At 71.9% G+C, this 18975-nt stretch carries 15 protein-coding genes; 9 read left to right on the forward strand and 6 right to left on the reverse strand.

Features of this window, described 5'->3' with window-relative positions:
* The first annotated feature begins 8 nt into the window (after positions 1 to 8).
* From ABTY20_RS13890 to dnaK, 3 genes are all read left to right on the forward strand, one after another.
* Entirely contained in the window at positions 9 to 437 is a 429-nt protein-coding gene (locus ABTY20_RS13890; RefSeq protein ID WP_351997211.1) for an OsmC family protein, read from the forward strand.
* Between the two features lie 78 nt (positions 438 to 515).
* Entirely contained in the window at positions 516 to 1247 is a 732-nt protein-coding gene (locus tag ABTY20_RS13895) for a glycerophosphodiester phosphodiesterase family protein (protein WP_351997212.1), read from the forward strand.
* A gap of 86 nt (positions 1248 to 1333) precedes the next feature.
* Complete coding sequence (dnaK, locus tag ABTY20_RS13900) at positions 1334 to 3208, forward strand: molecular chaperone DnaK (protein WP_351997213.1); 1875 nt, start codon at positions 1334 to 1336, stop codon at positions 3206 to 3208.
* A gap of 13 nt (positions 3209 to 3221) precedes the next feature.
* On the opposite strand, the gene ABTY20_RS13905 is transcribed toward dnaK, so the two are convergent.
* Complete coding sequence (locus ABTY20_RS13905; protein ID WP_351997214.1) at positions 3222 to 4037, reverse strand: SAM-dependent methyltransferase; 816 nt, start codon at positions 4035 to 4037, stop codon at positions 3222 to 3224.
* Positions 4038 to 4086: 49 nt separating this feature from the next.
* Entirely contained in the window at positions 4087 to 4950 is an 864-nt protein-coding gene (locus tag ABTY20_RS13910) for a Sco1979 family transcriptional regulator (RefSeq protein ID WP_351997215.1), read from the reverse strand.
* 222 nt (positions 4951 to 5172) lie between these two features.
* On the opposite strand from ABTY20_RS13910, the gene ABTY20_RS13915 reads away from it, so the two are divergent.
* On the forward strand, positions 5173 to 5598 hold the full coding sequence (locus ABTY20_RS13915; protein WP_351997216.1) for a hypothetical protein: 426 nt from the start codon (positions 5173 to 5175) through the stop codon (positions 5596 to 5598).
* Here ABTY20_RS13915 and ABTY20_RS13920 read toward each other — a convergent pair.
* The gene (locus ABTY20_RS13920; protein WP_351997217.1) at positions 5580 to 6395 is read right to left on the reverse strand and encodes a helix-turn-helix domain-containing protein; all 816 of its coding nucleotides are present in this window, start codon (positions 6393 to 6395) and stop codon (positions 5580 to 5582) included. The two genes, ABTY20_RS13915 and ABTY20_RS13920, sit on opposite strands and share 19 nt — an antisense overlap.
* Before the next feature lie 126 nt (positions 6396 to 6521).
* Between ABTY20_RS13920 and ABTY20_RS13925 the strand changes: the two genes are divergently transcribed.
* The 3 genes from ABTY20_RS13925 to ABTY20_RS13935 are packed head-to-tail and all read left to right on the forward strand — an operon-like array spanning position 6522 to position 9516.
* Positions 6522 to 6827 carry a 4a-hydroxytetrahydrobiopterin dehydratase gene (locus ABTY20_RS13925; protein ID WP_351997218.1) on the forward strand — a complete coding sequence of 102 codons (306 nt, stop codon included), beginning with the start codon at positions 6522 to 6524 and terminating at the stop codon, positions 6825 to 6827.
* 5 nt (positions 6828 to 6832) lie between these two features.
* Positions 6833 to 7609 (forward strand): class I SAM-dependent methyltransferase, encoded by a 777-nt coding sequence (locus ABTY20_RS13930; RefSeq protein ID WP_351997219.1) that lies wholly within the window; start codon positions 6833 to 6835, stop codon positions 7607 to 7609.
* 35 nt (positions 7610 to 7644) lie between these two features.
* Entirely contained in the window at positions 7645 to 9516 is a 1872-nt protein-coding gene (locus ABTY20_RS13935) for a rhamnogalacturonan lyase (protein WP_351997220.1), read from the forward strand.
* Here ABTY20_RS13935 and ABTY20_RS13940 read toward each other — a convergent pair.
* From ABTY20_RS13940 to ABTY20_RS13950, 3 genes are all read right to left on the reverse strand, one after another.
* Positions 9464 to 9874 carry a hypothetical protein gene (locus ABTY20_RS13940; protein WP_351997221.1) on the reverse strand — a complete coding sequence of 137 codons (411 nt, stop codon included), beginning with the start codon at positions 9872 to 9874 and terminating at the stop codon, positions 9464 to 9466. The genes ABTY20_RS13935 and ABTY20_RS13940 overlap by 53 nt on opposite strands.
* Before the next feature lie 70 nt (positions 9875 to 9944).
* Positions 9945 to 12608, reverse strand: a complete 2664-nt coding sequence (locus ABTY20_RS13945; RefSeq protein ID WP_351997222.1) for a cellulose binding domain-containing protein — start codon at positions 12606 to 12608, stop codon at positions 9945 to 9947.
* A gap of 144 nt (positions 12609 to 12752) precedes the next feature.
* Positions 12753 to 15668 (reverse strand): glycoside hydrolase family 48 protein, encoded by a 2916-nt coding sequence (locus ABTY20_RS13950; RefSeq protein ID WP_351997223.1) that lies wholly within the window; start codon positions 15666 to 15668, stop codon positions 12753 to 12755.
* 492 nt (positions 15669 to 16160) lie between these two features.
* Here ABTY20_RS13950 and ABTY20_RS13955 point away from each other — a divergent pair, with 492 nt between their 5' ends.
* Positions 16161 to 17888 carry a glycoside hydrolase family 6 protein gene (locus ABTY20_RS13955; RefSeq protein WP_351997224.1) on the forward strand — a complete coding sequence of 576 codons (1728 nt, stop codon included), beginning with the start codon at positions 16161 to 16163 and terminating at the stop codon, positions 17886 to 17888.
* A gap of 162 nt (positions 17889 to 18050) precedes the next feature.
* A complete protein-coding gene (locus tag ABTY20_RS13960) occupies positions 18051 to 18938 on the forward strand; it encodes a class I SAM-dependent methyltransferase (RefSeq protein WP_351997225.1) in 888 nt (295 codons plus the stop codon).
* Positions 18939 to 18975: the final 37 nt, after the last annotated feature.

Here is an 18975-nt window from a genome sequence, read left to right on the forward strand (position 1 = left end):
GATGCGTCATGGCAGCCACGCGCTCCGCACACACCGTTTGGGAAGGCAACCTCTTCAAGGGCAGCGGGGTCGTCGCCTTCGACTCCTCCGGCAGCATCGCCGAGCAGCCGGTCACCTGGGCGTCGCGGGCCGAGGAGGCGAACGGGAAGACCAGCCCCGAGGAGCTGATCGCCGCCGCGCACTCCAGCTGCTTCTCGATGGCCCTGTCCAACGGTCTCGACAAGGCCGGCACCCCGCCGACCAGGCTGACGACCTCCGCCGACGTGACCTTCGTGCCGGGTGAGGGCATCACCGGCATCCACCTCACCGTGGAGGGCACCGTCCCCGGCCTGGACGAGGCCGGTTTCGTCGCCGCAGCCGAGGACGCCAAGGTGAACTGCCCGGTCAGCCAGGCGCTGAAGGGCACGGAGATCACCCTGACGGCGAAGCTCGCCTGACCCGCGCGCAGCGCCGGACCCACCGCAGGCCGCTCCCACCGGGGCGGCCTGCGGCCGTTCCCCCCACGGAGCCGCCCCATGACGCCACGCCCCGCCGTCTCCGCCCACCGGGGAGGCGCCGAGCGCGCCGCCCCGGCCACCTGGGAGGCGTACCAGGACGCGCTCGCGTCCGGCGCCGAGTACGTCGAGCTCGACGTACGGCGCACGGCGGACGGGGTCTTCGTCGTCCACCACGATGCCCGCGTACGCCGCACCGGCCCGCCGCTGTCCACGCTCACCCACGCCGAGCTGGACGAGCGCGCCGGATACCCCGTGCCCGTCGTGGACGAGGTGATGGAGCTGGTCGCCGGGAGGCTCGTCGCCCATCTGGACCTCAAGGAGACCGGCCACGAGCGGGAGCTGATCGACCGCGCGGTCGCCCTGCTCGGCGAGGACGGTTTCGTCGCCACCACCCTTGAGGACCGCTCCGTCGCCGCCCTCACCGCCGCCCGTCCGCGGGTGCGCACCGTGCTGTCCCTCGGCCGGGACGGCGGGGACGTCCCCCGGGGCCGCCTGGTGGCCACCCGGATCGGCGAACTGCTCCCCATGCGCCGGGTGCGCGCCTGCGGCGCCCACGGGGTCGCCGTGCACCAGCGCCTGGCCCGCGCCGGCGTGCTGCGCGAAGCCGCGCGCAACGGACTGTTCACCATGGTGTGGACGGTCAACGAGGACGCGGCGCTGCGCGGCTTCCTCCGCGACCCGCGCGTGGACGTGCTGATCACCGACCGGCCCCGCCGCGCCGTGGCCCTGCGTGACCGCACGCCCCATTGACATCCACCCGCTCAACCCATTGACAAAGGGCCACTCAAGTTTTGTGCTGGAAGACCGGAGAAGTGCCCTGACGGAAGGGGACGGCGATGGGACGTGCGGTCGGAATCGACCTGGGCACCACGAACTCGGTGGTGGCCGTGCTGGAGGGCGGTGAGCCCACCGTCATCGCCAACGCGGAGGGCGCCCGGACCACCCCCTCGGTGGTGGCCTTCGCCAAGAACGGCGAGGTGCTGGTCGGCGAGGTCGCCAAACGGCAGGCCGTGACGAACGTCGACCGCACCGCCCGCTCGGTGAAGCGGTACATGGGCGACGCGCACTGGCGGTTCCCGGAGCAGGGCTCCGTCGACGGCACCCGCTACCGGGCGCAGGAGCTGTCCGCCCGGGTGCTGCAGAAGCTGCGCCGGGACGCCGAGTCCTACCTCGGCGAGGACGTCACCGACGCCGTCATCACCGTGCCGGCGTACTTCGACGACACCCAGCGCCAGGCCACCAAGGAGGCCGGGGAGGTCGCGGGCCTGAACGTGCTGCGGATCGTCAACGAGCCGACGGCGGCGGCCCTGGCGTACGGGCTGGACAAGGAGAACGACCAGACCGTCCTCGTCTTCGACCTGGGCGGCGGCACCTTCGACGTGTCGCTGCTCGACATGGGCGAGGGCGTCATCGAGGTGAAGGCCACCAACGGCGACACCCACCTCGGCGGCGACGACTGGGACCAGCGCGTCGTCGAGTACCTCGTCAAGCGCTTCAAGGGGCAGTACGGCGTCGACCTCGCGCAGGACCGGATGGCGGTCCAGCGACTGCGGGAGGCCGCCGAGAAGGCGAAGATCGAACTGTCCTCCTCGACGGAGACCACCGTCAACCTGCCCTACATCACCGCCTCCGCCGAAGGTCCCCTGCACCTCGACGAGAAGCTCACCCGCGCCCAGTTCCAGGAGCTCACCGAGGACCTCCTGGAACGCTGCAAGAAGCCCTTCCACCAGGCCGTCAAGGACGCCGGCGTGCAGCTCTCCGCGATCGACCACGTCATCCTGGTCGGCGGCTCCACCCGGATGCCCGCCGTCACCGACCTGGTCCGCGAACTCACCGGCAAGGAGCCGCACAAGGGCGTCAACCCCGACGAGGTCGTGGCCCTGGGCGCCGCCCTCCAGGCGGGCGTCCTGCGCGGCGACGTCAAGGACGTCCTGCTCCTCGACGTCACCCCGCTGTCCCTGGGCATCGAGACCAAGGGCGGCATCATGACCAAGCTGATCGAACGCAACACCACGATCCCCACCCGGCGCTCGGAGATCTTCACCACCGCCACCGACAACCAGCCCTCGGTCGGCATCCAGGTCTACCAGGGGGAACGCGAGATCGCCGCCTACAACAAGAAGCTGGGCGTCTTCGACCTCACCGGCCTGCCCCCGGCCCCGCGCGGCGTCCCGCAGATCGAGGTGGCCTTCGACATCGACGCCAACGGCATCATGCACGTCTCCGCCAAGGACCTCGCCACCGGCCGGGAGCAGAAGATGACCGTCACCGGCGGATCGGCCCTCCCCAAGGACGACATCGACCGCATGATGCGCGACGCCGAGAGTTACGCCGAGGAGGACCGCAAACGCCGTGAGGCCGCCGAGACCCGCAACCAGGCCGAACAGCTCGCCTACCAGACCGAGCGGTTCCTGCAGGACAACGGCGACAGGGTGCCGGGCGGGACCAGGACCGAGGTCGAGTCGGCCGTCGCGGAGGTGAAGCGGCTGCTGGGACAGGAGTCCTCCGACACCGCCGAACTGCGCACCGCCGTGGAGGAACTCGCCTCGGTCAGCCAGAAGATGGGGCAGGCGATGTACGCGCGGACCCAGCAGGCCCCGGCCGGGGAGACCGGGCGGCACACCCCGCCGCGGGACGACGACGGCGTCGTCGACGCGGAGATCGTCGACGACGACAAGGACGCCGGCCGGCGGGAGGACGGCGCGGCCTGACCCGCCGCACCGGTCAGGGCTTGCGGGCGACCCCCGCGTAGACCGGCACGATGCCCTCCGCCTGCGCCGCCACGTCCTCCGCCTCCGGACGCCACCCGTGCACCGGGATGATCCCCGGACCCAGCAGCTCCAGGCCGGTGAAGAAACGCGAGAAGGCGGCCAGCGAGCGCGGGTGGAAGGGCGTGCCGCCGCGCCCGAAGAGGTCCGCCGCCCGCTGCACGGCCTCGGGGCTCAGATCGGGCGTGACCTGGGAGAGGATCAGGTAGCTGCCCGGCGCCAGCGCGGCGGTGTACCGCTCCAGCAGGCCGTACACGTCGTCGCCGTCCGGGGCGTCGTCCAGGTAGTGGGTCAGCGCGACCAGCGACAGCGCCACGGGCCGGCCGAGGTCCAGGGACTCGGCCGCCCGGCGCAGCAGCGTGTCCGCGTCCCGCACGTCGGCGTGCACGTACCGCGTGCTGCCCTCGGCGGTGCCGTGCAGCAGCGCCTCGGCGTGCCGCAGCACGATCGGGTCGTTGTCCGCGTACACCACCCGGGACTCCGCGGCGACGCCCTGCGCCACCTGGTGCAGATTGGGCTCCGTGGGGATGCCCGTGCCGATGTCCAGGAACTGGCGTATCCCCGCCTCGGCGACGGTGCGCACGGCCCGGTGCATGAACCGGCGGTTGGCCCGCGCCCCGCGTAACACCGTGCCGTCCGCCGCGAGGATCCTCCGCGCCAGCTCCTCGTCCACCGGGTAGTTGTCCTTGCCGCCGAGCCACCAGTCGTAGACCCGGGCCGGATGCGGCCGGCTGGTGTCGATGCGGACGGGCGCGGTGTCGGATCCGGTCATGGGCGGTCCTCTCCTGAGGGGTGCGAAGGCTTGCTCGGATGCGCGCGGCTCAGTAGTGCTCGCGGCACTCCCGCAGCAGTTTCTCGGTGCGCTGTGTCGAGGCCGCCCGCGCCGTCATGTGGTCCAGGACCTCCAGATGCGCCGACACCTCCTTGCGGGAGTCCAGGTACAGGGCGCCGGTCAGGTACTCGGTGAACACCATGTCCGGCAGCTCCGGCTCGGCGAACCGGAACAGCGAGAACGGCGCGTACGTGCCCGGGTGCGGGCCGTCCGCGAACTCGGCGATCTGCAGCGTGACCCGGTCCCGCGCGGAGAACTCGAGGAGCTTGTCGAGCTGGTCGCGCATCACCCGGCCGTCGACGCTCACCGGACGGCGCAGCACCGTCTCCTCCATCAGCACCCACAGGTGCGGCGGGTCGGGGCGCTCGAGCAGCCGCTGGCGCTCCATGCGCAGCGCCACGTGCCGCTCCACCACCCCGGGCCCGATGGTGCCGATCGTGCCGGCCTCCAGCACGGCACGCGCGTACCCCTCGGTCTGCAGCAGCCCCGGCACGAAGTGCGGCTCGTAGGAGCGGATGATGCGGGCGGCGCCCTCCAGGCTCACGTACATGCTGAACCACTCGGGCAGCACGTCGCCGTACCGCTGCCACCAGCCCGGCCGGTTCGCCTCCTCGGCGAGCTCGACGAACGCGGCGGACTCGTCCTCGGGCACCCCGTAGGCGCTCAGCAGCAGCTGGACGTACGGGATCTTCAGCGCGACCTCGGCGGTCTCCATCCGGCGCACGGTCGCGGGAGCCACCCGCAGGACGCGGGCGGCCTCCTCCCGCGAGAGACCCGCCGCCTCCCTCAGTTCCTGCAGCCGCCTTCCCAGGACCACCTGGCCCACGGTGGGTGCGGCCCGTCGCTCACTCACGCCACGCCTCCCCAACGCGCCCGGGCATGCGCTCAGTCTGCCATGTCCCTCCGAGACTCTCACGAGCCGCGGGAAACCGCCCCGTCCCACCGGCCCCCGCCGCATGACCCGGGAGGTAATCGACCCGGCCCCACCCGCGCGGGATCGTGGACGCACCGGGTCCCGGGCCGGCGCACTCCGGCCCGGGACCCGGCCACCGATACCGACGGAGGATGATGCCCCGTGTCCACGACCCAGCTCGCCGTGCTCGCCCGGACCGTGGAGCCGCAGCGGATGCTGCGCCGTTTCCTGGCCCTCGACGCCGTGGTGACCGGTGCCAACGCCGTCGCCTACCTCGCCCTCTCCGGGCCGCTCGGCCGGTTCCTCGGAGCCGGCTCCGGCCTGCTGCTCGGGCTCGGCGCGTTCCTCGCGGTCTACGCGGCCGGCGTGGGCCTGCTGGCCGCCCGGCCGCACCCGCCGGCGGCCGGCGTGCGGATCGTGGTCGAGGCCAACCTCGCCTGGGCGGCGGTGAGCATCGCCGCCCTCGCGCTGTGGCTCACCCCGACCGCGGCGGGCGCGGCGTGGACGGTCCTCCAGGCGCTCACCGTGGCGGGCTTCGCCCTGCTCCAGCACATGGCGCTGAAGGAGCGTCAGCTCAGCCAGGACTGAAGGTACCGCGCCGTCGCCGGGTCCGCCGGGAGCAGCGTCTCCACGGCCAGCTCGGCGACGGTCACGTCCATGGGCGTGTTGAACGTGGAGATCGACGACACGAACGACAGCGTCCGCCCCTCGTGCTCGATCACCATCGGCAGTGCGAAGTACGCCACCGGCTCGGCCGGTTCCTCCCGGTCGGCGGTGTCCGGCAGGGGAAACGCGGCCACCTCCTCGTACAGCTCCCGCAACGGCTCGGAACGCAGCAGGGCGATCTGCCGCCGCATCTGCTCCAGCAGGTGCCCGCGCCACTCCCGCAGATTGCGGATCCGCGGCGCCAGTCCCCGCGGGTGCAGGGTGAGCCGCACCGCGTTCAGCGGTGGCGTCAGCAGCGACTCCGGAACGCCGTCGAGCAGCGCCATGACCCCCCGGTTGGCCGCCGCGACGTCGTACACCGCGTCCACCACCAGCGCCGGATACGGCTCGAAGCCGCTGATCAGCCGCTCGATGCCCTCGCGCACCACCTCCAGCGCGGGATCGTTCAGCGGGGTCTCCGGGTAGTGGGGCGCGTAACCGGCCGCCAGCAGCAGCGCGTTGCGCTCCCGCACGGGTACGTCCAGGTGCTCGGCCAGCCGCAGCACCATCTCCTGGCTGGGCCGGGAGCGGCCGGTCTCGATGAAGCTGATGTGCCGGGCGGAGGAATCGGCGCGCAGGGCCAGCTCCAGCTGGCTGACCCGCCGCTGTTCCCGCCAGGCGCGCAGCAGCGGGCCCACGCCCTCGGTCCGGGAAGCGGTGGTGGACGTGACAGTGGTCATGCCGGGACGGTAATCGAGAAACGGTCCCTCCGGGGAGCGGTCCGCTCCTGACCAGGGCTTCGGAGGGTCTTCTGTGGCAGCCTGGGAGTCCGGCACGAGAACCGCACCGGCGAAGGAGCGCAGCCCATGCCCGTCGAACCGCTGTCGCAGAAGGAGATCGAGGACCGGCTGGCCGAACTGCCGGGCTGGTCGCTCGACGGTGACCGGATCACCCGCTCCTACCGGCTGGGCTCGCACGTCGCGGCGACGGCGATGGTCGTCCACATCGCCCAGGTGCAGGAGGAGCTCGGCCACCACTCCGACCTCACCCTCGGCTACGACACCGTGGCGCTGTCCGTGCACACCCACAGCGCGGGCGGCACCGTCACCGAGAAGGATCTCGAACTCGCCCGCAGGGTGGAGGACCTGGCGCCCGGACACGGTGCACACTGAGGCGCGTGCTGGACTACGACGAGGAAGCGGAACGGTACGACACCCTGCGCGGCGGCGAACCCCGGGCCGCGGCCGCGGCCGAGGCCGTGCTGAGCCTCGTGCCCGGTGGTGCGCGGGACCTGCTGGACGTCGCCTGCGGCACCGGCATCGTGACCCGGCGGTTTCCCGCCGTCCGTCCCGGTCTGCGGGTGACGGGCGTCGATCTCGCCCCGGCGATGACCCGGACGGCGGCGGCCCGCCTGCCGGGCGCCGTGGTCCGCGCGGACAGCCGCCGGCTGCCCTTCGCCGACGCACGGTTCGACGCCGTCGTCAGCGTGTGGCTGCTGCACCTGCTGTCCGGTCCCGAGGACGTGCGGGCGGTCGTCGGCGAGTGCGCCCGCGTGCTGCGGCCCGGCGGCGTCTACGTCACCACCGTCCACAAGGGCGCCTCCCACAACGTCGGCAGCGACATCGACGCGGTCCTCGCCGCGCGCCCGCCCAGCCCGGTGCGCGACGCGCCCGCCGACGTGGAGGCCTGCGCCGCGGGGCACGGACTGCTCCCGGCCGGGCAGGCCCGCTTCCGGGGCCACGGTCAGGGCCGCAGCCCCCGCCGCGCCCTCGCGGACCTGCGGCGCGGCTGGTTCGTCACCCTGCCGCCCGGCGAGCCGCTCACCGAGGAGTTCGCCGCCCGGCTGGCCGGGCTCCCGGACCAGGACCGGCCCCGCCCGGACCCCGTGTTCGGCCTCCGGGCGTACCGGAAGCGGGAGGACGGCAACCTGGAGGGCCCCGGCGGCGACCGGTAGACGGAACCCGCCCGTCCTCCCAGGAGGTCCGTCCCGTGACCCACCCCCACAGGCACCGCAGACGCCGTGCCGTCCTGCCCGCGGCACTCGCCGTGGCCGCCCTGGCCGGCGCCGGTCTGACCGCGCTGTCGGACGCGCCCGCCGAGGCCGCCACCGCACGGCAGGTCGAGAAGCTGGACCGCGGCGTCGTCAGCGTGCACACCGGCAGCGGCAACCTGGTCGGCTGGCGCTGGCTCGGCACCGACCCGGACGACGTCGCCTTCAACGTCTACCGGGCCGGCACCAAGGTCAACTCCAGCCCCGTCACCGGCTCCACCACCTACTTCCACTCCGGCGCGCCCTCCCACGCCGACTACACCGTCCGCGCGGTGGTGAACGGCACCGAACAGGGCGACTCGGTCCACGCGATCCAGTTCCGCGCCGGCTACAAGGACGTGCCGATCAGTCCGCCGCCCGGCGGCACCACCCCCGACGGGGTCTCCTACACCTACGAGGCCAACGACGCCTCCGTCGGCGACCTCGACGGCGACGGCGCCCTCGACATCGTGCTCAAGTGGCAGCCCACCAACGCCAAGGACAACTCCCAGTCCGGCTACACCGGCACCACGATCGTCGACGGCGTCAAGCTGGACGGCACCCGGCTGTGGCGCGTCGACCTGGGCCGCAACATCCGCTCCGGCGCCCACTACACGCAGTTCCAGGTGTACGACTACGACGGCGACGGCAGGGCCGAGGTCGCCATGAAGACCGCCGACGGCACCAAGGACGGCACCGGGACGGTCATCGGCAGCTCCTCCGCCGACCACCGCAACGCCGGCGGGTACGTCCTGTCCGGCCCCGAGTACCTGACGATGTTCGACGGGCGGACCGGCAGGGCGATGGGCACCGTCGACTACGTCCCGGCCCGCGGCACGGTCTCCTCCTGGGGCGACTCCTACGGCAACCGGGTCGACCGCTTCCTCGCCGGCACCGCGTACCTGGACGGCGCCCGCCCCTCCCTGATCATGGCGCGCGGCTACTACACCCGCACGGTGATCGCGGCCTGGGACTGGCGGGACGGCCGGTTCACCCGCCGCTGGACCTTCGACACCAACTCCTCCACCAACAGCGGCAGGGGGTACGACGGCCAGGGCTCGCACAGCCTGTCCGTCGGGGACGTCGACGACGACGGCCGGGACGAGATCGTCTACGGCTCGATGGCCGTCGACGACAACGGCAACGGCCTGTGGACCGCCAGGACCGGACACGGCGACGCCCAGCACCTCGGCGACCTCGACCCGTCGACCTCCGGTCTGGAGTACTACAAGGTCTCCGAGTCCACGGCCCAGCCCGCCGCGCTGTACATCAACCCGGCGAACGGCGCGGTCCGCTGGAAGCTGGACGCGTGCTGCGACAACGGCCGCGGAGTCGCGGGGGACGTCTGGTCGGGCAACCCGGGCCCGGAGATGTGGTCCTCCTCCGACGGCGGCGTCCGTGACGAGGGCGGCGCCACCAAGGGCCGCAAGCCCTCCTCCGCCAACTTCCTGTCCTGGTGGGACGGCGACCCGGTCCGCGAACTCCTCGACGGCACCCGCATCGACAAGTACGGCACGTCCTCCGACACCCGCCTGCTGACCGGTTCGGGCGTGGCCTCGAACAACGGCACCAAGGCCACCCCGGTCCTGTCCGGTGACATCCTGGGCGACTGGCGCGAGGAGGTCGTCTGGCGCACCGGCGACAACAAGAACCTGCGCATCTACTCCACCCCCCACGACACGGACCGCCGCATCACCACCCTCCTCCACGACACCCTGTACCGCACGGCCCTGGCCTGGCAGAACACCGCCTACAACCAGCCCCCGCACACCGGCTTCTTCATCGGCGCCGGCATGCCCACCCCGCCGAGGCCGACGGTCCGCACGCCCTGACCTGCGCGCAGTGCCCGGTGGTCCGCTCGTCGGGCCCCGGCCGGGAGCCGCAGACCTTCCACGCGGCGGGGTCGTCCACCGGACGGCCCCGCCCGCTCGCGTCCGCGAAGACCATGTCGAGGCCGGAGCCCATCCGCTCGTGCGCGCGCCGGGCGTTGCCGCCGGTGACGTCGGGCATGACGGCGGCGACCGGTGCGGCGTCCGCCGGAGGGCTCGTCTCCACGGCCCCGGCCCGCCGGGACTCCGCACCGCTCGCCGCGCCCGCCGGCGCCTCGGGCTCGGACGACCCGCCACGGGCGGCGACCGACATCAGCGCCGCGACGGCGAGGGCGGGTCCCGAGAACCTCATGGTGACCATGTCCCTCCCGGCGGTCTCATGACCCCGGCCCGCCCGTACCGGGTACGGGCGGGCCGGGATGAACCGGGGATCAGCCCACCGTGCAGGTCTCCCCGCCCACCCGGAAGGCCGTGGGCTTGCCGCTGGCCGCCGATCCGGTCGCCGTGAAGCCGAAGGCCGCCGACGAGCCCGCCGCCACCGTGCCGTTCCAGTCGGTGTTGCGGACCGTCACCGCCGGGCCCGACTGGGTGTGGGAGCCGTTCCAGAGCTGGGAGATCTTCTGGCCGTCGGCGAAGGACCAGGTCAGGGACCAGCCCTTCCAGGCGGCCGCACCCGTGTTGGTCAGCCGGACGTCGGCCTGGAAGCCGTCGGCCCACTGGTTGGTGATCGTGTAGGTCACCTTGCAGGCGCCCGCCGGCCCGGGGTCCGGCTCCTCCGGGTCCGGATCCGTGCCGCCGGTGTCCGTGGTGTCGCCGTAGACGACGCCGCGGCCGTTGGTCGCCACGTACACCCGGCCGTAGACCCGCGGGTCACCGGTGATCGCCGCGCCCGTCCAGCCCCACTGGTGGGCGTCGTCGTTGATCCGGGTCCAGGTCGCGCCCTTGTCCGTGGAGCGGAAGACGCCGCGTACGCCGTCGATCTCCGCGCTGGTGAAGAGGGTCTGGTACGAGGAGCCAGGCGCCGCCTTGCCGAAGCCGACGGTGTCGGCCTCGTCGACGTTCGACAGCTTGGTGAAGGTCGCGCCCGAGTCCGTGGAGTGCCACAGGCCGTACGCCCCGTCGTTCGACCCGCCCGCCAGCCAGATGTCGCCCTTCGCGCCCGGGAGCGCCTTGAAGCGCACGCTGTCACCGGCCGGGAGCCCCGTCGCGGACGAGGCCGTGAACGTCGCGCCGCCGTCCGTACTGACGTAGAACCTCCCGGACTTGAAGCCGTAGAACGTCTTCGGGTCCACCCGGTCGGACTCCACGGTCGCCCCCGCCGGGATGCCGCTCGACGCCGACCAGGACGTGCCGAACCCGGTCGTGTGGTGCACGCCCGCGCCCTGCGGACTCCACACGAACCGGCTGCCGTCGGCCGCCGCCGCGACCGTGCCGCCGCCGCTCACCCCCGAAGGGTCCTTCCCCGCGAACCAGTTGGCGCCGTTGTCGGTCGAGAACGCGATGTGCGGCCCGGAGTCCAGGTTGCCGGCCCGTACCACCGTGTTCGGATGGGTCTCGGCGAAGTCCAGACTGGTCGTCGACGTGAAGTTCGGCTGGGTGAACATCATCGACGGCACCTTGGTCAGGTCCGTGTGCCGGAAGCCGCCGACGTCACCGAGCGCGCTGATCAGCGGGGCGCCCGAGGGGGGAGAGATCAGGTCGTTGACGGCCGTCTCCTCCAGGCCCCGCACCATCGGGGTGATGGTGAACGACGTGTCGTCGTCCCAGTTCGTCAGGTTCTCCGTGCCGTAGACCGTCGCGCCCGTCCCGTACATCATCCGGTCGGAGTCGAACGGGTCGATCTCCAGCGCCTCCGTCATCCACCCGAGTTTCGGCGTCTGTTCGGGCGGTGACGGGTTCGCGCCCCAGGTCAGCCAGGGGGACGACGAGACGTCCATCGTGTAGCGGTTCTCGCGGTCGGGGTACGACGTGTAGTTCCACGCCTGCGTCCAGGTGCCGCCGCTGTCCGTCGAGCGGAAGATCTGCGTGTCCGGCCACCAGGAGCTGTACGCCGTCGCCATCACCGTGCCGGGGTTCTGCCGGTCCACGGTCAGGCCGCTGAAGCCGTAGTAGGTGTCGGCCTCCGCCACCGGGCTGATGTCCGTCCAGGTGCCGGTCGCCGTCGCGTAGCGGTGGAGCCGGCCCTTGCCGCCGTCGTACGGGCCGCCCGTGTCGCTGTACGCGAGGTACAGGTAGCCGTTCTCGGCGTCGAGGACGCCCTTGTGCGCCAGGTATCCGGTCGGCTGTCCGGCGATCCGCTGCCAGGTCGCGCCGGCGTCCGTCGACCGGTAGACCGCGTTCTCCTTGTCGGCGACCCCGACGTAGACCGTCTTCGTCGCCGTCCCCGCGCGGCCCGTCGACTCGTCGAAGGTGACCCAGACGACGCCCTGGTTGTCGGAGGCGTACCCCGAGGTGTCACTCGGGTCCTGGGCGTAGTTCCCGGGGTTGGGGAAGGACGTGACCTTCGACCAGCTCGCCCCCGCGTCGGTCGACCGCCACAGCCCGTTCCCGCTGGGCGCGCCCAGGTACAGCACGCTGTTGCGGTTCGGGTCGACCGCCAGGCGTTCGCCCATGCCGCGCCCCGGCATGTTCCCGCCCAGCTTGAACGGCAGGTCCGCCTTCTTCCAGCTCGCGCCCCGGTCGGTGGAGCGCAGCACCGCGCCGTTCGTCGGGTCCCAGTCGTTGGTGTACGTGCCGACCGCCGCGTACACCCGGTCGGGGTCGGCGGAGTCGGAGGCGAGGCTCACCACACCGGTGTGCCCCCAGTCGTCCCAGCCGACCGAGTCGAGCAGCGGGGTCCAGGTCTTCGTGGACTCCTGCCAGCGGTAGGCGCCGCCGATGTCGGTGCGGGCGTAGGCCAGGTCCTTCTCACCGCGGTTGAAGACGATGCCGGGCACGAAGCCGCCGCCGTCGATGCGCGCGTTCTTCCAGGTGTAGGTGTCGGCGGCGAGCGTGCCGGCCGGCTCCGGGGCGCCGGCGGCCAGGGCGGGCGGGCCGCCCGCGAGCAGACCGGCCGCCAGCGCGAGCACGGTCGTGAGGATGCGGGTTCTTCGCACGGGGGTTCCTTCCTCTTGGGGGGAGGGGGAGTCGGGGAGAGCGTGCGAGGGCCGGGCGGCCCCACCGTGCGCGCGTGGGACCGCCCGGCCGTGTGTGGCCCCGGCGTCAGGTGCCGGGACCGGTCCGCGGAGCGTCGGCGGGGGCTATTCGAGAAGCTCCGCGTACGAGCCCATGGCCAGGGCGATGTCGGCCTGGGCCCAGAACCGGTGGTACGTGAAGGTGGGCGCGGCGCCGCCCGCCAGATAGGACTCGATCTTCGACCACGCCGGGTCGTCCTGGTAGAAGGACCGGATCGACTCGAACGTCGACGACGAGTTGATCGCGTCGCCGTTGGGCATGGTGCCGCTCCAGCCGCTCGGTACGTGGATCGGGTCGTCGAAGCGGTTGTAGTCGGTGCGGGTCTCCGGGACGGCGATGCCGAGCGCGTCCTGGTTGTTCTCCCACATGCCGTCGAGGAGCGCCTTCGCCGTGGCCGCCGCCTCCGTGTCACCGGAGCGGTCGGCGTAGTACGTCAGCGTCTTGGCGTACGCCGCGGCCACACCGACGTCGTTGGTGTAGTCGGCGACGGTGACGTGCAGTCCGCTGTTGGCGCCGGGCGACGACGCGTTCCAGGTGTCGGGCTTGCCCGACCACTGCAGCGTCGACGGGATCCGGAAGGAGCCGTCCGGGTTGATCGTGGTCTCGGACAGCGCCCAGTCCACCCACTTGTCGAGGACCGACTTGGCGAGCGCGTTGCCGGTCTGCTGGTACAGCTCGGCGACCCGCTCCATCGACCACGCCTGGAAGCCGAACCACTGGTTGGACGGCGGGTCGTGGTAGACCGGCTTCTCGTCGTAGTGCATGCCGTAGAAGGTCGGCGTGCCGGACGGCGGGGTCGTGTACCGGCCCGCCCAGCTGTTGGTCGCGCCGCCCGCGATGCCGCCCTCGTCGGACTGCAGCCAGCGGTAGAACTCCAGCTGCCGCTGCATCGACTTCGCCCAGTCGCCCGCGCCCGTCGCCGACTTCGGCTTCAGCGGCGCGTAGGTGCTCAGCGCGTACGCGGCGAGGGGGTTCTGGTAACCGCCGTGCGCGTGGCTGGAGCCGATGCGCCAGGCCCAGCCCGCCGAGGTGTCGGTGGCACCGCCCCAGGCGTAGTACCAGGACAGCAGGTAGTGCGAGGCGTCCTTGCCGGTGCCGGCCGGGCAGGACGGGCTGGTGCAGTTGCCGACCTTCTTGAAGTACTTGTCGTACATGGCGTAGCGCAGGTAGTCACCCATCTTCGCGGCCTTGGCGACGGTCGCGGAGACCTGGGAGCCCTTGCCCTGGTCCTTGGCCCACAGGTCCGCCCAGTACGCGGCCTGCACGGCGCGCGCGTCGGCGTCCGGGGCGTTGGTGAACTTCCACTGCTTGGCGTAGGACGCGTCCTTGGTGAACAGGTCCAGGTAGCCGTTCTTCCCGCCGTACTTGAAGGCGTCGCAGGTGGGCTGCGGGACGGTCTCCCACACCGATTCCTGCGGACCGCGCTGGAAGGTGTTGATGTACGACGGCCCGGTGTCCGCCGGACCCGCCTCGCACTTGCCCGGCGAGTTGCCGTAGCCGTACACGTTGTCGACGTCCTGGATCCAGTGCATGCCGTAGACGTCGTCCGTGCCGTAGGCGGACTTCAGCTCGGCCGCGATCGGGTCGGGACCGACCGGGACATTGGAGTCGAGCTGCGACGGGTACTCGTTCGGGGTGTCGTACTCGGGCGCGTACGTCGCCGGCTTCGAGGCGTTGTAGAAGGAGTTGGTCGGCTGGTCGGCGTGGGTCGGGATCATGTACTTCTCCATGATCTCCCAGGCCCCGTTGAACTTCGACCAGTCACCGGTCACCTTGCCGTACATCGCCTGCAGCCACAGCAGGTAGCTGTACGCCTCCGAGGTGGTCTCGTGGCCGTGGTCCGGCGCCTCGACGATCAGCGTCTCGACCGAGTGGTACGGGATGCCCTCCGGCGAGAAGTAGCCGTTCGCCGGGTCGGTGATCTTCCCGTACAGCTCCAGGAAGCGCGCGTCGTAGTCCTTCTGGGCGCCCAGCTGCGTCACCGTGACCGCCGCCTTGGCGTGGCCCGGGGCCGAGGACTCGAAGACCGCCGTGCCGCTGCCCGAGGAGTCGGCGGCGATCGTCACCTTCTGCGCGGTGTTCCAGTTCGACGGCGTGAAGGTGAGCGAGGCCCCGGCGGAGACCGACAGCCCCGAGTTGCCGCTCGCCCGGGCCGTCGTGACGGTCACGTTCGCGCTCGGCTGCTTGGACAGCTTCACCTCGTACGTGCCCGACTCGCCCTGCTGGACGCCCAGCTGGGACGGCGTGGCCACCACGGCGGGGCCCGAGGCGACCGTGATGCCGACCGGGGTCGAACTGGCGGAGGCGCCCATGCTGTCGTACGCCTTCGCCACCAGCGAATGACTGCCCACGGTCAAACCAGCGACGGAGAGCGTGAAGGGCGAGCTGGTGTCCGAGCCCAGCAGCTCGGTGTCGTCGTAGAACTCCACCTTGGTGATGGCGGCCTGGTCGGCCGCCGCCGCGGTGGCGGCGAGCGGGACGGTCTCGCCCTGCGTGTAGACGGCGCCTGCCTGAGGGCTGGTCAGCACGGCGATCGGCGGCTGGTGGGCGCCGACGCAGGGGGTGCCGTTGATGGCGAAGGACGTGGGTGCGGCGTTGCTGCCGCTGTAGGTGAACTGGCCGCCGGTCGTGACGGCGGCGCCGGCGGCGATCCGGGCGTTGTACCCGGCGTTCTTCACGGTCACGGACTTGCCGGACTGCGTCCAGCTGCCGTTCCAGCCGTTCACGAGCTTCTGGTTGCCCGCGTAGTCGTACGTCAGGGTCCAGCCGTCGATGACGTCCGCACCGCGGTTGGTGAGGGTCAGCTCCGTGGTGAACCCGGAGCCCCAGTCGTTCGCCTTGTAGTCGACGCTGCACTGGACGGCCGCCGCCTGGGCGGGGGTGGAGCCGGTCGAGAGCATCGTCAGCGGAAGTGCGAGAGCCGCCGCGGCGGCCGTCAGCAACCGCCGTAAGCCTCCGCGTCTCCTGGGTGGGGGATGCATGGTGCTGGTTCCTCCTGCGACTCGGACATGTCAAGCCTTGAACCAGTGGGAGCGCTCCCATAGTGGGGACGGGGTAGGGGGCGGTCAAGCCTTGTGGCGAATCGAAAACATTCGACGGTCCGAGCTGGGGGGAAAGTCGGCAGGCCCCCTGTTCTTCGCCGTCACTTGGCGCTAGCTTCATGTGCACCAGTGGGAGCGGTTCCATCAGTCGACGCGTCCGTCACGACGCGTCCGAGCTGCAAGGAGTCGCTCATGCGCCACCCCCCGCGTTCAGTACTTTTAGCCGGCCCCGTGCATGTGTGGAGCACCTGACGCGGGGTCGCTCGTTCCGTGGGATCCACCTGCCGTCCGTGCCGCCCGGAAACCCCGGCCGGCGTCACCGGCCTGTTCCGACCGGCCCCGGACGGCGCCCCCACCCGTAAGGCACCAGGCCGCGCGATCGTCCGCGCGCGCTCGAGAAGGACAGCCCCCTACGGATAGGAAACCCGCACGATGAGTCGCACCAGAACCGCGCTTCTCGCCGCCATGGCGCTGGTCGCCGGCGCCACCGGGACGGCGATCGCCGCCGCCCCCGGCGCCGCCGGCGCGGCTGCCGCCGTCCCTTGCACCGTGGACTACAAGGTGCAGAACGACTGGGGCTCCGGCTTCACCGCGTCCGTGACGATCACCAACAACAGCGCCGCCAAGTCGTCGTGGTCGCTGAAGTGGTCCTACGCCGGCAACCAGAAGATCGCCAACGGCTGGAACGCCAAGGTGAGCCAGTCCGGCGCCAACGTCACCGCCGCCAACGAGTCCTACAACGGCACCCTCGCCACCGGGAGCTCGACCTCCTTCGGCTTCCAGGGCACCTACAGCGGCAGCAACGCCGTCCCCGCCACCTTCACCCTCGACGGCGTGACCTGCAACGTCGACTCCGGCGGCGGCCCCACCGACCCGCCGCCGGACCCGACCGACCCGCCCCCCGGCAACCGGGTGAACAACCCCTACGACGGCGCCAAGGTGTACGTGAACCCCGAGTGGTCCGCGAACGCCGCCGCCGAGCCGGGCGGCAGCCGCATCGCCAACCAGCCCACCGGCGTCTGGCTGGACCGCACCGCCGCCATCAACGGCGCCAACGGCAAGATGGGCCTGCGCGACCACCTCGACGAGGCCCTGCGGCAGAAGGGGTCCGGCGAGCTCGTCATCCAGCTGGTCATCTACAACCTGCCCGGCCGTGACTGCGCCGCCCTCGCCTCCAACGGCGAGCTCGGCCCGACGGAGATCGACAAGTACAAGACGCAGTACATCGACCCGATCAAGGCCATCCTCGCCGACTCGAAGTACGCCTCGCTGCGGATCGTCACCACGGTCGAGATCGACTCCCTGCCGAACCTGGTCACCAACGTCTCCCCGCGGGCCACCGCCACGCCCAACTGCGACGTGATGAAGGCCAACGGCAACTACGTCAAGGGCGTCGGCTACGCCCTCAACAAGCTCGGCGACGTGCCCAACGTCTACAACTACGTGGACGCCGGACACCACGGCTGGCTGGGCTGGGACGACAACTTCGGCGCCTCCGCCGAGATGTTCAAGCAGGCCGCGACCGCCGAGGGCGCGACCGTCGCCGACGTGCACGGCTTCATCGCCAACACGGCCAACTACAGCGCGCTGAAGGAGGACCACTTCTCCATCAACGACAGCGTGGCCGGCAAGTCGGTGCGCGAGTCCAAGTGGGTCAGCTGGAACCGTTACGTCGACGAGCTGTCGTACGCCCAGGCCCTGCGCGAGAAGCTGGTCTCGCTCGGCTTCGACTCCAAGATCGGCATGCTGATCGACACCTCCCGCAACGGCTGGGGCGGTGCGAACCGGCCCACCGGACCCGGCGCCACGACCAGCGTCGACACCTACGTCGACGGCGGCCGCTACGACCGCCGGTTCAACACGGGCAACTGGTGCAACCAGAAGGGCGCGGGCCTCGGTGAGCGGCCGCAGGCCTCCCCGGCGGCCGGGATCGACGCCTACGTGTGGATGAAGCCCCCGGGCGAGTCCGACGGGGCGAGCAAGGCCATCCCGAACGACGAGGGCAAGGACTTCGACCGGATGTGCGACCCGACGTACACCGGCAACCCGCGGAACGACAACAACATGTCGGGCGCCCTGGCGGACGCCCCGATCTCCGGGCACTGGTTCTCCGCCCAGTTCCAGGAACTGATGAAGAACGCGTACCCGCCGCTGTCGTGACGGGCTGACCACCGGTCCGCCGGGGCGGGACCCACCGGGTCCCGCCCCGGCGGACCGCCGCGTGCCTCCGCACGGCACCTTTTGCGGGAACGGCAACGCCAGTTGCCCGCTCCCGGTGCGCCGTCGCACCCTGACGGCAACCGAGCGGAGAGGCTGAGCACCATGGCGCACCACCACGAGCACCGGCACGACCACGGGCACGGCCACGGCGACGTCGACTGGGCCGAGCTGGCCCCCCTGCTCGAGTCGCAGGCCGAACTCTTCACGCCCCTGTACGAGCGGGCCCTGAACTGGCTGGCGAAGGAGGTGACGGAACCGGGACTGATCGTGGACGCGGGCAGCGGCCCCGGCGTCATCTCGTGCCTGTTCGCCGAGACCTTCCCGGGCGCGCGGGTGGTGGCGGTCGACAGCTCCGAACCGCTGCTGGAGCGGGCCGGGGACCGGGCCGGGCGCCAGGGCGCCGCCGACCGCTTCGCCACCCTCGCCGGGGAACTCCCCGGTGTGCTCGGCGAGCTGGACTATCCGGCCGACCTGCTGTGGGCCAGCCGCAGCATCCACCACCTCGGGGACCAGGCCGCCGCGCTGGCCGCCTGCGCGGAGCGACTGGCGCCCGGTGGCACGCTGGCCGTACTGGAGGGCGGTCTGCCTCCCCGGTTCCTGCCCCGCGACATCGGCTTCGGCCGGCCCGGTCTCCAGGCGCGCGTCGACGTGGCGGAGGAGGAGCGGTTCGGCCGGATGCGCGCCGAGCTGCCGGGCTCGGTGGCCGTCGTCGAGGACTGGCCGGCCCTGCTCACCTCGGCCGGCCTGCACCACACCCGCTCGCGCACCTTCCTCCTGGACCTGCCCGCCCCGGTCACGGACCGCGCCCGCGCCTACGTGGTCACCGCCCTCACCCGCACCCGCGAGGTCGTCGGCGAGGACCTGGACGCCGACGACCGCGCCACCCTCGACCGCCTCCTCGACCCCGACGACAGGGCGAGCGTGCACCACCGCCCCGACGTGTTCGTCCTGGCGGCCCACACGGTCCACACGGCGGTACGGCCCGTGTGACGACTTGACTTGGAGAGCTCTCCAAGTGATGGACTCC

It is taken from the genome of Streptomyces sp. NPDC126497, from assembly GCF_040302425.1.
Taxonomy (GTDB): domain Bacteria; phylum Actinomycetota; class Actinomycetes; order Streptomycetales; family Streptomycetaceae; genus Streptomyces.